The organism is Clostridium novyi NT, assembly GCF_000014125.1.
Lineage (GTDB): Bacteria > Bacillota > Clostridia > Clostridiales > Clostridiaceae > Clostridium_H > Clostridium_H novyi.
This window is the reverse complement of the sequence record NC_008593.1, coordinates 1,889,276-1,904,717: the sequence shown is the minus strand read 5'-3', so window position 1 is coordinate 1,904,717 and position 15,442 is coordinate 1,889,276. Positions and strand designations below refer to the sequence as shown.

Annotated in this window: 13 protein-coding genes; 10 read left to right on the top strand and 3 right to left on the bottom strand. The window is 25.5% G+C overall.

Annotated features, from left to right (window positions below):
• The first annotated feature begins 136 nt into the window (after positions 1-136).
• Positions 137-1,519: a citrate/2-methylcitrate synthase gene (locus NT01CX_RS08845; protein WP_011722726.1), complete on the top strand. Its 1,383-nt coding sequence runs from the start codon at positions 137-139 to the stop codon at positions 1,517-1,519.
• A 17-nt stretch (positions 1,520-1,536) separates the two neighbouring features.
• On the opposite strand, the gene NT01CX_RS08840 is transcribed toward NT01CX_RS08845, so the two are convergent.
• Positions 1,537-2,481 carry a DMT family transporter gene (locus tag NT01CX_RS08840; RefSeq protein ID WP_011722725.1) on the bottom strand — a complete coding sequence of 315 codons (945 nt, stop codon included), beginning with the start codon at positions 2,479-2,481 and terminating at the stop codon, positions 1,537-1,539.
• A gap of 98 nt (positions 2,482-2,579) precedes the next feature.
• Between NT01CX_RS08840 and uvsE the strand changes: the two genes are divergently transcribed.
• Positions 2,580-3,830 carry a UV DNA damage repair endonuclease UvsE gene (gene uvsE, locus NT01CX_RS08835; protein WP_011722724.1) on the top strand — a complete coding sequence of 417 codons (1,251 nt, stop codon included), beginning with the start codon at positions 2,580-2,582 and terminating at the stop codon, positions 3,828-3,830.
• A 37-nt stretch (positions 3,831-3,867) separates the two neighbouring features.
• On the opposite strand, the gene NT01CX_RS08830 is transcribed toward uvsE, so the two are convergent.
• Positions 3,868-4,728 carry a mechanosensitive ion channel family protein gene (locus NT01CX_RS08830; protein ID WP_011722723.1) on the bottom strand — a complete coding sequence of 287 codons (861 nt, stop codon included), beginning with the start codon at positions 4,726-4,728 and terminating at the stop codon, positions 3,868-3,870.
• A 204-nt stretch (positions 4,729-4,932) separates the two neighbouring features.
• Here NT01CX_RS08830 and NT01CX_RS08825 point away from each other — a divergent pair, with 204 nt between their 5' ends.
• A complete protein-coding gene (locus NT01CX_RS08825) occupies positions 4,933-5,583 on the top strand; it encodes a class II aldolase/adducin family protein (protein WP_011722722.1) in 651 nt (216 codons plus the stop codon).
• A gap of 62 nt (positions 5,584-5,645) precedes the next feature.
• Here NT01CX_RS08825 and NT01CX_RS08820 read toward each other — a convergent pair whose 3' ends face one another.
• The gene (locus NT01CX_RS08820) at positions 5,646-7,040 is read right to left on the bottom strand and encodes an MATE family efflux transporter (protein WP_039242283.1); all 1,395 of its coding nucleotides are present in this window, start codon (positions 7,038-7,040) and stop codon (positions 5,646-5,648) included.
• A gap of 157 nt (positions 7,041-7,197) precedes the next feature.
• Here NT01CX_RS08820 and NT01CX_RS08815 point away from each other — a divergent pair, with 157 nt between their 5' ends.
• The 7 genes from NT01CX_RS08815 to NT01CX_RS08785 all read left to right on the top strand — a co-directional run bounded on the left by NT01CX_RS08815 (position 7,198) and on the right by NT01CX_RS08785 (position 15,410).
• Positions 7,198-7,842 (top strand): hypothetical protein, encoded by a 645-nt coding sequence (locus NT01CX_RS08815; protein ID WP_011722720.1) that lies wholly within the window; start codon positions 7,198-7,200, stop codon positions 7,840-7,842.
• Positions 7,843-7,938: 96 nt separating this feature from the next.
• Positions 7,939-8,124, top strand: coding sequence for a hypothetical protein (locus NT01CX_RS08810; RefSeq protein WP_011722719.1), 186 nt, complete (start codon positions 7,939-7,941; stop codon positions 8,122-8,124).
• Between the two features lie 31 nt (positions 8,125-8,155).
• Complete coding sequence (locus tag NT01CX_RS08805; RefSeq protein WP_011722718.1) at positions 8,156-8,404, top strand: spore coat protein; 249 nt, start codon at positions 8,156-8,158, stop codon at positions 8,402-8,404.
• 153 nt (positions 8,405-8,557) lie between these two features.
• Positions 8,558-9,412 carry a patatin-like phospholipase family protein gene (locus NT01CX_RS08800; RefSeq protein WP_011722717.1) on the top strand — a complete coding sequence of 285 codons (855 nt, stop codon included), beginning with the start codon at positions 8,558-8,560 and terminating at the stop codon, positions 9,410-9,412.
• Positions 9,413-9,539: 127 nt separating this feature from the next.
• The gene (locus NT01CX_RS08795) at positions 9,540-14,540 is read left to right on the top strand and encodes an ATP-binding protein (RefSeq protein WP_011722716.1); all 5,001 of its coding nucleotides are present in this window, start codon (positions 9,540-9,542) and stop codon (positions 14,538-14,540) included.
• Between the two features lie 73 nt (positions 14,541-14,613).
• Positions 14,614-14,952: a YtrH family sporulation protein gene (locus tag NT01CX_RS08790; protein ID WP_011722715.1), complete on the top strand. Its 339-nt coding sequence runs from the start codon at positions 14,614-14,616 to the stop codon at positions 14,950-14,952.
• Positions 14,949-15,410 (top strand): hypothetical protein, encoded by a 462-nt coding sequence (locus tag NT01CX_RS08785; protein WP_242648484.1) that lies wholly within the window; start codon positions 14,949-14,951, stop codon positions 15,408-15,410. Before NT01CX_RS08790 ends, NT01CX_RS08785 begins: the two co-directional genes overlap by 4 nt.
• Positions 15,411-15,442: the final 32 nt, after the last annotated feature.

Below are 15,442 nucleotides of genomic sequence, written 5' to 3'. Positions count from 1 at the left end.
CTTCCAATCTTAGTAAAATACTTACTGTAATTTATTATTATAGTTTAGCAAAAAAAATTTAAATTACAAGTAAAATATTTTTAACTATTTATAGTATGTGTAAAAATTATATAAATAATTATAGGGGGCTGGGGATATGAGTATTAAAAATAAAGAAATATTATCAAAGAATCATGTGCTTTTTGACAATATAATAGATGAATTTTCAAGTGTCGCAGAAAAAAACAATATTATAAATCCGTTGTTATATAAAAAGTATGATGTAAAAAGAGGACTTAGAAATGAAAATGGTACAGGAGTTTTGGTGGGACTTACTGAGGTAGGGAATGTTCATGGTTATAAGATAGAAAATGGCAAAAGGATTCCTGATGAAGGAAAGTTAACTTATAGGGGTATTAGTATAAATGACATTGTAGAGGCTTGTAATAAAGAGAAAAGATTTGGATTTGAAGAAGTTATTTATCTATTGTTATTTGGAGAATTACCTACTAAAAATGAATTAGAAAAATTTCAATATGTAATTTCAGAAAGTAGAGAACTTCCAGAAGATTTTACAGAAGATATGATTTTAAAGTTTCCAAGCCATAACATAATGAATAAACTTCAAAGAACTATACTTGCAACATATTCATTTGATGACAATCCAGATGACATAAGTACAAAAAATTTACTTAGACAAAGTATAGAATTGATTTCGAGAATGCCAACAATGATAGCACATGCTTATCAAGCAAAAATTCATTATTATGATAATAAAAGTTTAGTATTACATTCGCCAAGGAAAGATTTAAGTACAGCAGAAAATATTCTATATATGATAAGACCGGACAATAAATATACAAGAACAGAAGCTGAAATGTTAGATTTATCTCTTATAATTCATGCAGAACATGGTGGCGGAAATAATTCAGCTTTTGCAACTCATGTAGTTTCATCTACAGGAACAGATACGTATTCCGCAATTGCAGCGGCAGTAGGATCTTTAAAAGGACCTAAACATGGTGGAGCTAATATAAAAGTTACTAACATGATGAAAAATATAAAAGAAAACATAAATGATTGGGAAGATAAAGATGAGATAAGAAAATATCTAATAAAAATATTAAAAAAAGAGGCTTTCGATTATTCAGGATTAATATATGGTATGGGACATGCAGTATATACATTGTCAGATCCAAGAGCAGTATTACTTAAAAAGAAAGCAGGACAATTGGCAAAGGAAAAGGGAAGAGAAAAGGAATTTAATTTATATAAAAGTATAGAGGAAGTGACTAAAAAGATATTTAGAGAAATTAGAGGATATGATTCAATTACAGCAAATGTGGATTTATATTCTGGACTTGTGTATGATATGTTGAATATACCTAATGATTTATATACTCCTATTTTTGCGGTGGCTAGAACTCCAGGATGGTGTGCTCATAGAATAGAACAAATACTTAGTGAGTTTAAAATAATAAGACCAGCTTATAAAAATGTTAAATTAGAAAGAAAATATGTATCTTTAAGTGAAAGATAAAAAATAAGCCAATCTTCTTAATTTGAAGGTTGGCTTATTTCAATATTAGGATTATTTTGTTTGTGTGCAAAGAAGCTTGTACCCCAAACTCCTAATATTATCATTATAGCTCCGACACCATGATAATATTTAAGTTTTTCATGTAAAAATACAACTCCACCCAATATAGATATTATAGAAGTTACATTTTCAAATACAGAATACTTTGAAACATCTATTTTAGAAATTGTAAAATTAATTAAGAAAAATCCTACTACAGAAGATAAAATCCCTAAATATAAAATAGATATAATAAAATTAGTATTCTTCAAAGGGTCAAAATATAAATTTAATGTATGTGATCTTAAATGAATTATAAGTGATATAGAATTAAAAATAACAGTAGCAATACCACTCATAAAATAAGTTATTTCTATTGGTTTAAACTCTGATGATAGCTTTTTAGATAATATGCTAAAAGTTGAACCGCATAAAACTGATCCAAATAGAAAAAATATACCAAGTAGAGTACCTTTATTAGAATCTGATGATTGCATTAAAACAATATAAATTACTCCACAAACTGAAAGAATTATTGAAAGTATTTGAAGTAGTGTTTTTTTCTCCTTTAAAAAATAAGAAGAAAATATAGCAACAAAAATAGGAATGAGTGCAATTACTATTCCAGCTTGTGATGCAGAACATAATTTAAGTCCTTTAGCTTCAAAAGAGAAATAAATTACAGGTTCTATTATAGACAAAACAATAAGATATTTTATTGGTTTGTTTTTATAATTTACTTTAACAACCCCTAATACTATAAGTACTGTTATGGTCAAAAAAGCTGTTAAAAATCTAAAAGATAATAAAGTAATAGCATCTACAATATTTAGAGCTGTTTTAGAAAATATAAAAGTAAGTCCTAAAATTACAGAAACACAACATGCTGTAAAGTAAGGCAACATACGACTTTTGTGATTCATTATACGACCTCCTAGTTATTAATTTTTCTTTGGTTTTGACGTACTTTATAATAATATCATAGAGGTTTATGTAATAAAAGAAGGAAAAGAGGCATTGTATGAAGATAGGATACGCGTGTATTCCAATGATACTAAATTATAGAACTAATAGAAGTTTTGTACTTAAAAATTTTAGCTATGAAAGATTTTATAATTGTGTTAAAGAGAATCTTCAGGATTTATATAAAATTTTAGAACAAAATGTTAAAAATAATATTTACTTTTTTAGAATAAGTTCGGACATTATTCCTTTTGCAAGTCATGATGTTAATGACATTAAGTGGTGGGAAATTTTTAAAGATGAATTATGTAATATAGGTAATTTTATAAAGGAAAATAATATAAGAGTATCTATGCATCCAGGTCAATACACTGTATTAAATTCTCCATCTAAAGAAGTAGTAGAGAAGGGTATAAAGGATATAGAATATCATACAAAGTTCTTAGATTCCTTAAAATTAGATTATACTCATAAGATAGTTTTACATGTAGGTGGAGTTTATGGAGAAAAGCACAAGGCTATAGGTAGATTTAAAAGTAATTTTAAAAAGCTATCATCAAATGCTAGAAAGAGATTAATAATAGAAAATGATGAAAAAATGTACAATATAGAAGAGGTTTTAGGATTATGTAAAGATATAAATGTTCCCGCGGTATTTGATAATTTGCATCATAAATTAAATATATCTTTGAATGATGATTTAGATAAAATTTTAAAAGAGTTAATCTCTACTTGGAAAATAGAAGATGGAAGACCTAAACTTCACTATTCAGATGAAGGTTTTTTCAAGAAAAAGGGAGCGCATTCAACCTTTGTAGATACAAAAAATTTTTTAAGTTATTACCATAAAATAAAAAAATATGATGTAGATGTTATGTTAGAAGTAAAGGATAAAGAGATATCAGCTATAAAATGCACAAAAGTATTAGATAGCATTAATTTTGAAAATAATAAAAAGAATCTTATTATTAAGGAGCAGTTAGAAAGATATAAGTATCTAGTAATGGAAAGAGGATTAGAATTTTACACAGAACTTATTGAAACGTTTAGTGATAGTTATGATGTAATAGGATTTTATGAATTTATTGATGAAGTTTTAAAAGAGAATATAAAAGAAAAAGATTTTATTAAAACCTTTAATGAAATTTGGAAAGATTTTAATGATGAGGTAACAGAAGTGGAGCATAAGCAAATTTTAAAACTAATAAATAATGATTTAGATTATAAAAAAGTAAAAGAAAAGCTAAGGAAATTATCTATTAAGTACCATATTAAGAGCATGGAAACAAGTTATTACTTTTATTATTAAAATAAAAAAAGGATAAGTATTCTAAACGCTTATCCTTTTATACTAATTTTATATCATTATGTTTTAAAAATTCAGTTAAAATATCTTCTGTAATATAGTGATGAAGGTTTCTAAAATTTCTAGCACGACATATAAAACGAAGGGTTAATACAATTTTTCCATCATCTATGGAAGTGTATATTGTATGAGATAAGTTTTGATAATTTATAGGAAGTGTTTTAGAGGCTATATCTAAAGCATCTTTAGCTTCTTCTTCAACATTACCAAGTCGCCTACTTGCAATGGAAAGTATTATTTCTTTTGCTTTTTTCCAATTGCTATCCATACTTACTACAGTGCTAATTTCAATCCATGTATATGGAAAGGAGTTTGTTTCATTTATAATTTCTTTTGTTAAAAGTTTTATATTAGGTATTGATATTAGTCTTCCTGTACTTTGACCATAAGTTTTATTATCAGTTGTAGTAACTTCAATTATAGTAGTATAGAACCATCCAATTTCTAAAACATCACCAAGACTATTTCCTATTTTAATTCTATCTCCCATTTCAAAGGGCTTTTGAGTATGTATAGTTATCCATCCAATAAAATTACCTACAACATCCCTACAGGCAAATGCCACAGCAGCAGAAAATATTCCGAGAAATGCAAATAAGTCTTTATGATCATACATCCATATAGGAAGTATAAGAATTATGCATATAAGTTTAAAAGTTGATGAAATTACTTTTTTATATTTGATTGTATCTTTAGAACAAAAATTAGATCTATCTATTATGTTAGAAATGCTTTTTATAAGGAAGTAAATAATAGATACTATTAGGAGCGTAATAATAAGCTTAATTACTATATTGGTATTCTTAAATTCATCAGTTAAGTTTAATATTAATTTCTGCAAGTTTAAATCTCCTTTTCTAAAAATATTTTACTATATTAAAACATATTATTATAAATAAGTATATATTATGATAAAAATTATAGTAGTTTTATTTTAAATCAGAAAAGTATAAATATATGTTTTTAATTGAATAAGTAAAAGTTAATAGTTATAATTGTAAATATAGTTTATTAATAGAAACATAAAATAAGAGGGGGAAGTTAGTTGCTAAAATTTGAGGACATAAGAAAAGAAATAATAAATACAGGTCTTTTAATGTTAAAAAGCAATATGACTGTTGGAACGTGGGGAAATATAAGTGCCAGAATAGAAGGTAGGGAACTGATGGCAATAACTCCAAGTGGGGTAGATTATGAATGTATACATCCTGAAGATGTTGTTATTATGGATTTTGAAGGGAATATAGTTGATGGAGATAAAAAACCCTCAATTGAATTTCCCATGCATGGCACTATATATAAGGGAAGAGAGGATATAAGTGCTATAGTACATACGCATAGTGAATATGTTACCTCATTTGCTATTGCAAGAAAACCTATACCAGCTGCTGCTGAAGATATGGTAGAAATTGTTGGTGGGGATGTAAGAGTCAGTGAGTACAAGCTTCCTGGAGACATGGAACTTGGATATGCCGCACTAAATACACTTCAAAATAGAAATGCTGCTATACTTGCAAATCATGGGTGTATTTCTGTAGGAAGAAGTTTAAAAGAAGCACTAAAAACTGCACTAGTTGTTGAAAAGTCAGCTAAGTCAGTTATTTATTCAAAAATATTAGGTAGAACAGTTACTTTAGGAAAAGATGATATAGATAAGATGAGAGAATTTTATTTGAACAGTTATGGACAAGCATAAAGTACTCTAACAAAAAATAGCTCCCTGTGAATTTAATAGGGGGCTATTTTTTATATAGATAATTAATTCATAATTTTTTCTTGTCTTTTTAAAAGTTTTATATCTTTAATAAAAAAGTAACTAGTAATCAAAGTAGCTGCTATATCTGCAATAGGTTGAGATAGCCATATACCATCTAATCCTAAAAACTTAGGAAGAATTATAATTATAGGTATAAGGACTATAACTTGTCTTAAAAAACTTAAAAATATGGATATTTTAGCTTTGCCAATGGCTTGAAAATAATTAGATGTTACTATCTGATATCCAACTAGTGGAAGAAGGATTAAATCAATTCTTATTCCACGACAACCTAAAATAATAAGATTTGGAGCATCCTTTGCAAAAGCTTTAAATAATACATGAGGGAAAAATTCAACGGCAATAAATCCAACTGATGCTATTGAAATCCCGCATATTATAGCAAGTTTAATAGCTTTAATAACTCTTGAGTAGAGTTTAGCTCCATAATTATATCCTAATATAGGTTGAACACCTTGATTTATTCCAAAAATAGGCATAAAAATTATAGTAGATATACTGGCTATTATGCTCATAGCGGCAACAGCATCATTACCTCCATATTTAAGAAGTCCCATATTATAAAGAGCAACTACAGCACTATTTGCAATTTGTATTGAAAAAGGAGAAAGTCCTATTGAAAATATATCTTTACATGTTTTAAATGTTAATTTAAGGTTACGTTTTCTGATTTTTAATACACTACCACTATTTTTACTAGTAAAATAGTGAAAGACTAAAGCCGTATTTGCTGTAGCTGATATAATTGTTGCAATTGCAGCTCCCTTAATTCCTAGTCCAAGCCCTATTTTAATATTAAAAATAGAATCAAAAATAAAAATCGGATCTAATATTATATTTAATAATGCTCCAACAAGCATAGTTCTCATAGCAATTTTAGGATTACCTTCAGAACGAATACTATTATTTATTCCAAATCCTAAATTTTGAAATACACATCCAGCAAGTATTATTGATATATATTCTTTAGCATAAAATAAATTGTCGCCAGTGGCACCAAAAATATTTAAAATAGGTGTTAAAAATACTAAACCTATAATAGATACAATCAAAGAAATTATTATATTTAATACTACAGATTGTCCTAAAATTTTTTCAGCATAATCTTTATCACCTTCACCAAGTTTAATTGAAATAAGTGTAGCAGCACCTAAGCCAACTAACATGCCAAATGCCATTATTATAGTAGTTAAAGGAAGTGTTATTCCAAGTCCAGCTAAAGATTTTGCGCCTATGCCGTTAGGAATATTACCTATATAAATTCTATCAACTATATTGTAAAGAGCATTGACAAGCATTCCTATAATTGCAGGAATAGAAAATTTTACAAGTAGTTTTCCTATACTTTTAATTCCGAGTTCTTTTGAGTTATCTATGATATCGTCCCCCTTATTTTTGTTAAAATGCTAAAAAATATATAAAAGGAATTATATCATATATTTTAATTATAGTATATTGATTAATAAAATTTTATTTTACAGGAAAATATAAAAAGTAGGAAAATAATATATCAATATAAAAGGGGAGATAAATATGTGGATATCTTTAATTAGTTTACCACAAGAATTTGTAACTCCTATAATATCAGCTACATCAGTTATAATTGGTTCATTAATTGGAGGAATATGTACATGGATTACTGCAAAACATTCCATAAAAAAAAGTACAGAAGTTGAAAATAAAATAATTGAAGAAAACAGAAAATATGATGAAATAAAAGAAGAAGAAAATTTTAAGCAAAATGTAAATATAATAAGACTTGATATTTCTAATGCTATATTTCAGAGTATAAGAAATATAAAAAAGATTGAAGATAAAAATTACATAAATAAATATCCAATACCTTTAAATAAGGAATATGCAAAAGTAATAGCATGTTTAAATAAAAAATTTACTTTAAAAGAATTAAGTTATATATATCAGCTATATGCTATTATAGAAATTTTTAATAATCATATAGGAGAAATAGATATTACTGTTGGAGAAGATTTAAAATATAATTTAATTAAAAAGGATTGCGAACTTATATTGAAAAAAATATATGGTGAAAGGTACAGTGAGGTTTTGAAATGGAACATAGATGATATGACTTATGTAGATGTATATAATAATGACATCATAAAAGAAGGATATAAGAATATATTAAAAAAATTAGATAATATATGTTCCTTACAATAAGGAATTTTAAGAAAAAATGGTAAATAAAGAATGGAATATTAATTCTCTAAATTACACAAAATATCAACGAAGCTGATAAACAAGGAGGAATTAAAAATGTCACAATTAAATCAATTAGAATTACAAAACTTAAGACATTTAATAGGACATCATCAAACTATAACAGTTAAATTAACAGACTATGCTAATCAATCTCAAGATCCACAAGTAAAACAAATATTTGAACAAGGTGCAAATGCAGCAGCTCAAACAGCACAACAATTAATGGGATTCTTATCATAATAAACATCTAAATACAGAGGAGGTTATTAAAGTGCAAGAAAAAGATATGATGAATGATGTACTATCTATGGTAAATAGTAGTGTTGGAAAATATGGAGATATTATAACTCAATGTAGTAATATGCAGCTTAGACAAACTCTTCAACAAAAGAGAAATGGAGACGAACAATACCAACTTCAATTATATGAAATAGCTAATCAAAAAGGATATTATAAGCCAGCAGCTCCAGCTACTCCTCAAGAAGTACAAGAAGTTAAATCTCAATTAACACAATGTTAATTATAGGAAAATTTATTGTATAAAATAAAAATTATATATTAAAAACTGTTTATATATAGGTGAATATATATAAACAGTTTTTTTATTTATTAAAATATTGTTGTTGAATAATACCTAATCATTGACTAAAATTTAATACAAAGGAGGTGTAATATGGATAATATAGGATTGGTATTAGAAGGTGGAGGTATGAGAGGAATTTATACCTCAGGTGTACTAGATTTTCTTATGGAAAAAGATATTTATACTCCGTATGTTATAGGGGTATCTGCAGGAGCTTGTAATGCTTCTTCATATGTGTCTAAACAAAAATATAGAAGTAGAGATGTAAATTTAAAGTATATAAATGATCCTAGATATATAGGAATTAAAAATCTTATATTAGAAAAAAGTATATTTAGTATAAAATTTCTTTATGATGAAGTACCAAATAAACTTGAACCATTTGATTATGAACAATTTAAAAAATCTAATCAAACATTTATGATAGTGGCAACTAATTGTAAAACAGGAGAACCTGAGTATTTTGAAAAAAATCAGTGTAAAGACATACTTAAAGTAATAAGGGCTTCTAGCAGTTTGCCATTAGTAACTCCAATTGTAAATTTAAATGGGGAACCATATTTAGATGGAGGGATTTCAGATTCTATTCCAATAAAAAAAGCAATTGAAGATGGCTATACAAAAAATATAGTAGTTTTAACAAGAACTAAAGCATATAGAAAAGAGCCAATAAAACATAAAAGAATTATAAAATTTAAGTATAAAAAGTATCCTAAACTTGTAAATAAAATTTTTAACAGATATAAAGAATACAATGAAACTTTAGATTACATAGAGGATTTAGAAAAAGAGGGGAAGATAATTATAATTAGACCTTCTAAGGATTTAAAAGTCGACAGATTAGAAAAAAATGTTGATAAATTAGAAGCTTTATATAATCTTGGATATAATGATGCAAAACAGGCCTATGAGGATATAAAAACAATGTTGAAAGAGCAGAAATAGAACTGCTCTTTTTATTATGTTGAAAAAACCTGGAGAAATGTTTGCACTAAATGTAAAAATAAGTATAATATATAATTATATGTATCAATAATGAAATAAAGTGGCAAAAAAATTGGGGGAAATTTTCATGGAATATTATAAAAAAAAAGGTGAAGTAATCTTAGAAGAATTTATATGTAACAAAAAAGATATGAGTATAAAAGAATTCCTTAAAAATGCTTTAAAAATTGTTGATGCCGTATCAGAAGTACATAAAGAAGGGATGATATATAAATATTTAAATCCTAAAAATATTATTTTAGACATAAATGGACAATTGAAATTAATGGAATCAACATTTATGTGTAGAGATATTAACTATAATTTAAGATATATGGCTCCAGAACAAATTGGAAGAATTAAAAAAAATGTAGACTTTTCAACAGACCATTATTCTTTAGGAGTTATTTTTTATAGAATGCTTACAGGAAAACTGCCTATAGAAGTTGATGACGAAATTAAGTTATCTTATTGTAATACAAATAAGAAACCAGTTTCACCTAAAAAAATTAAAAATACAATACCACTAGTCATATCAAAAATAGTTATGAAGTTATTGGAAAAAGATTCAGAGGAAAGGTATAAAAGTATCTATGGTATAAAAGTAGATTTAAATAAATGTTATAAATCACTAATATTTAGTGGTGAGGTATACAATTTTCCTTTAGGGGAAAGGGATGTTTCCGATAAACTTAAATTTACTAATAAAATATATGGAAGAGAAAAAGAAATTGAAACTATAATGGATAAGTACCATAAAGCTTGTAGAGGCACATTACAATGTGTTGCTATATCAGGAGATAGTGGTATGGGAAAAACCATTATTGGAAGTGAAATAAGTAAAAGGATAGTAAAAGAGGGCGGAATATTACTTTCAAGTAAATGCAAAAAATATAACAATAATGTTCCATATTATCCTTTAATTGAATGTACAAGAATGCTTATAAATAAAATTTTAATGGAAGATGAGGAGAAAATAAGCTATCTAAAAAAAGAAATTTTAAAAGAACTAGGAAGTAATGCGCAAATCATAACTAAATTTGTACCAGAGGCAGAATTTTTAATAGGAAAGCAACCACCATTAGAAGAAAGAGGGTTTATAGAGTCTAAAAGTAGATTTAATATGGTTATAATTAGATTTACAAGAATAATTCTCAATATGAAAAAGCCTATAGCCATATTTTTAGAAGATATACAGTGGTTAGATGAAAGTTCACTGTATATTATAAGAAAATTCCTTTTAAATAAAGAAAATAAATACCTATTTATATTAACTACCCTTAGAACCACTGATGTAGAAAATAATAAATTCTTAAAAGAAATAGTAGAACAAGATGATGTATTAAATATTAAATTAGAATCCTTAAATAAATACAGTATAGAAAATTTAATATGTGATACATTGTATTGTAGTAAAGAAGAAGTAAAAGAACTTGTTAAGTTTATTAATATAAGAACAGATGGAAATCCATTTTTTATAAAGACAAGCATTGAAAGTATGTATTTAAATGGGGTTTTAAAATTCGATTATACTAATAATAAATGGGCATGGAATATGAAATTATTAAAAAATATGAAAATAGAAAATAGTATATTCGAAATAATAATCAGAAAAATTAATCAACTTTCAAGTGATACAAAAGAAATATTAAAACTTGGATCATGTATAGGACAAGAATTTTCTTTAAAATGTATAAGTGAGATTTTAAATACATCTATTAATGTTATATTCAATAATATAATACCGGCTATTACAGAAGGTGTAATAATACTTGATGAATATGCAACTAAAAACCCTAAAAATAAGGTATATAGATTTGCACATAGTCAAATACAAATGCAAATTTATGATGGAATCTCTAAAGAAAAAAAAGAGAAGTATCATTTATCTATTGGAAGATATTTTTATAATGAATATTCAAAGAATAATTTAGAAAGTAAACTCTTTGAGGTAGTAAATCAGCTAAACAAAGGAAGAAATTTAATTACAAACTATGATGAAATATATAAGTTGATTAAATTAAATTTAAATATTGGATTAAAAGAAAAGGAAGCTGGTATACACCAATTAGCTTTAGGGTACTTTGAAGTAGCATATAATTTATTAGAAGAAAATAGCTGGGAAAAAGATTATGATTTAACTTATGCAGTTAATATAGAATTAGCAGAATGTGAATTTATGAATAAAAATTTTGAAAAAGCGGAAGAACTCTTTAAAATTATATTAAAAAACGTAAAAACACCATGGGAAACTATAAAAATATATAATATGAAAGTTTGTATATACACATATTTTAAACAGATGGATAAAGCTATTGAAACTGGAATAAATGCATTAAAAGTTTTAGGAATACATATTTCAGAAAAACCTAGTTTTATAAAGATTTGTTGTGAGACATTAAAGTTTAGATTAATGAAGAAAAGCATAGTTAATAACAACAGGTATATTATAAAAGAAAACGGTATAATGGAAGAACTCAAAAAATTATTTTTTAATATGAGTTTTTTAGCAATACTCTATGACAAAAATTTATTTATACTACTAGTGTTAAAAGAAATGCAAATAAATTTATATAACACAAAATCTAATAATGAGATTTTTACAAACATAAATTATGAGTTTTTAATTATGAATTTATTAAAAAATTATGGAAAAAGTTATGAAATGGCATTAAATGATTTAAAAAAGTGTTATAAAAAAATAGATACAATAATATATGCAAAAGCATATACAGTATTTGCTAATTTTATGGTGCTTTGGAGTAATGATTATAATACAACTCTTGATCATTTATGTAAATGTTACAATATATGTATGGATACTGGGGAAAATAGTTGTGCAGCATTTACATTAAATAATATGATTACTGTATTTTTAATGAAGGGTGAAAATTTATTAGAAATAAAAAATAAAATAAAAGTATATATTGATGATATAGAAAAAAGCAACTTTGATGATATAAGAGATAACTTAGTATTAAATAGACGTATTATAGATGTTTTAATAGCAGATGAAGAAAACGAAGTGTTATCGGCAAAAGATTATATAATTGAAAGAGAATATTTAGGAATGTACACTTATAAAATAATGTTAAATTATATTCTCGGTAATTATGAAGATTCTATAGAAATTATGAAAGCTAGAGAAAATAATAACAATAACTTAAATGAAGTTTATATAGATAGTTTATATTATATATTTGCGTGTCTTACAAACATAAAGTTACTTGAAAAATGTCCTGAAAGTCAAAAAAGAAATTATACAAAAAAAATAAGATCCTATATGAAATATATTAAGAAAAAGGTAAATATAAATTCAGATATTTTTTTGAGTATGTATATACTAGTTAAAGCAGAATTTTATAGAGTGATAAACAAAGGATATAAGTCAGAGCGATTATATGATGAGGCAATAAAAATTGCAACTAAGAATAATATGATAAATAATATAGCTTTAATTAGTGAAATTGCAGGAGATCATTATAAATCTCAAGGAAATATAACTGTAAGTAAGTTATATTTAATTCAAGCATATACATTTTATAAAAGATGGGGTTGTAGGTTAAAGGTAAAGGACTTAGAAAATAAATATCCAGAAATTTTTAAAAAGAACTCTTCTTATAATAAAAATGGTTATTTTTTAGTTAGTGATATAGTAAATAAATTATACATTGATGATATATTTCAATGTTCTATTAAAATGAAGAGAAATAAGTATGAGTTTATGAAATTTATCAAAGCATTTCAATCGATTTCTGGAGAAATTGTTCTAGAGAATTTATTAAAAGAACTTATGATAAACTTAATTGCAAGTGTTGAGGCAGAAAGAGGATGTCTAATATTAAATAAAAATAATAAATTATTTATAGAAGCTGAGGGAGAAGTTGATGATATATGTTCTGTAATGGAAAATCCTATAGCACTTGAGGAATATACAAAAATTTCTAAACTTTTAGTAAATTATGTTGTTAGAACAAAGAAAAGTATTCTTTTAGATGATGGTAAATGCGAAGATATAGTTTTTGATGATAAGTATATAGTAGATAATAAAGTAAAATCAATTTTGTGCACACCTATAATAGCTAAAGAAAAAATAATCGGAATAATATATTTAGAAAATAGATTTTCCTCGGGAATATTTAATGAAAAAAGATTAAGTATAGTAGAACTTATAGCATCACAGGCAGCAATCTCCATTGAAAACGCTTTTATGTATGAAGAAATAAATACCTTAAATAAGGAACTTAAGAATACTGTAGATGAAAGAACTAAACTCTTAAATGAAAGTATAAAATATGAAGAAATGAGAACAGAGTTTTTTGCAAATATTTCTCATGAATTAAGAACTCCATTAAATGTTATATTTAGTGGATATCAAATGTTAAATGTGTTATTAGAAAATGAGGATTTGGAGAATAAAGAAAAAGTAGATAAATATATGGGTACTGTGAAACAAAATTGCTATAGACTAGTAAGGCTCATAAATAATCTAATTGATATTACTAAAATAGATTCTGGATTCTTTAAATTAAATATGATAAATGTTAACATAGTCAACATAGTAGAAACTATAACTTTATCTGTAGCACAATATATAGAAAGTAAAGGAATAAATTTAATTTTTGATACTTTCATAGAAGAAAAAACCATGGCTTGTGATGTGGACAAAATAGAAAGAATTATACTAAACTTGCTTTCAAATGCAGTTAAGTTTACCAATAAAGGTGGTAATATATTTGTTACAATGAAAGAGGAAGATAATAATATTGTAATATCAGTAAAAGATGATGGTATTGGAATACCTAAAGAAAAGCAATCTATAATATTTGATAGATTTATTCAAGTGGATAAATCTCTTTCAAGAAATAGAGAGGGCAGTGGAATTGGACTTGCCCTTGTTAAGTCAATTGTAGAACTTCATGATGGTAATATAACTTTAAAGAGTAAGCTTGGACGAGGCAGTGAGTTTATAATTAAATTACCGTGTAAAGTATTAGAAAAACAAAATAAAACTGCTAAGAAATATACAAATGCAAATTCTAATAAAATAGAAAAAATAATGATAGAGTTTTCGGATATATATTCTTAAATGTAATATTAAAGACACCTACTTCATAATTTATAAGGAATACTATTCTTATAAATTATGAAGGTGATACAGGGTGTCTAATTTTTTTACTAGTACCATATATAGTTTTTTAGTATCTTTTGGAATTATAGTTGGAGGAAGTTTTGCTGTAGGTGTGGGAGCTATTATTACAAATCATCCACCATTAAAAACCATGATAGAACTAGGAGAAAGTATAAAAATATGGGCAGTTGCAACAGCCATTGGAGGAACATTTTCTTCTTTTGAAATATTAGAAGAAGGATTTTTTAGAGGAAATATAAATTCATTAATAAAACAAGTCATATATATATTAGCTGCATTAATTGGAGCAAATATGGCAATAAGACTTTTAAGACTTATAGAAAAGTGTGGATTTTTATGGACAAAATGAAAAATAGGTATTTTACATTTTTTGCAACTGGATTATTTATAGGGGGAATAGTTGGAGTAGTTTTAATGAGTATTTTAGTCAGTTATAGATTTGATAATTATATAAGAGAAATAAAGGTTTTAAACTCTATAATTGAAGAAAATAATATGGAACTTCAAAAAATACAAAAATTTAATAATAAAAAAATATTAGTAAAAAAGATTAAGATAGAAGTGACATTTCCAAAAGAAAATGAAAAAAATGATATAACAAAAATAAATTTAGAAAAAAATATTAAAGAAAAGTATAATTCTGTTTTAGGAAAGGAAGTGGAAAAAGTAGATGCAGATATGTTATGTGAGATAATAGATAATAGAATTATGAAAATAGACGACAAGGAATATAAATTAAGGGTAAAAAAAGTAATACTATCAACTACTACTTCAATATGTATTGAGGCCAGATGCATAAATAATTAAGAAGACAATTAATGAATTAAATTATACTCATT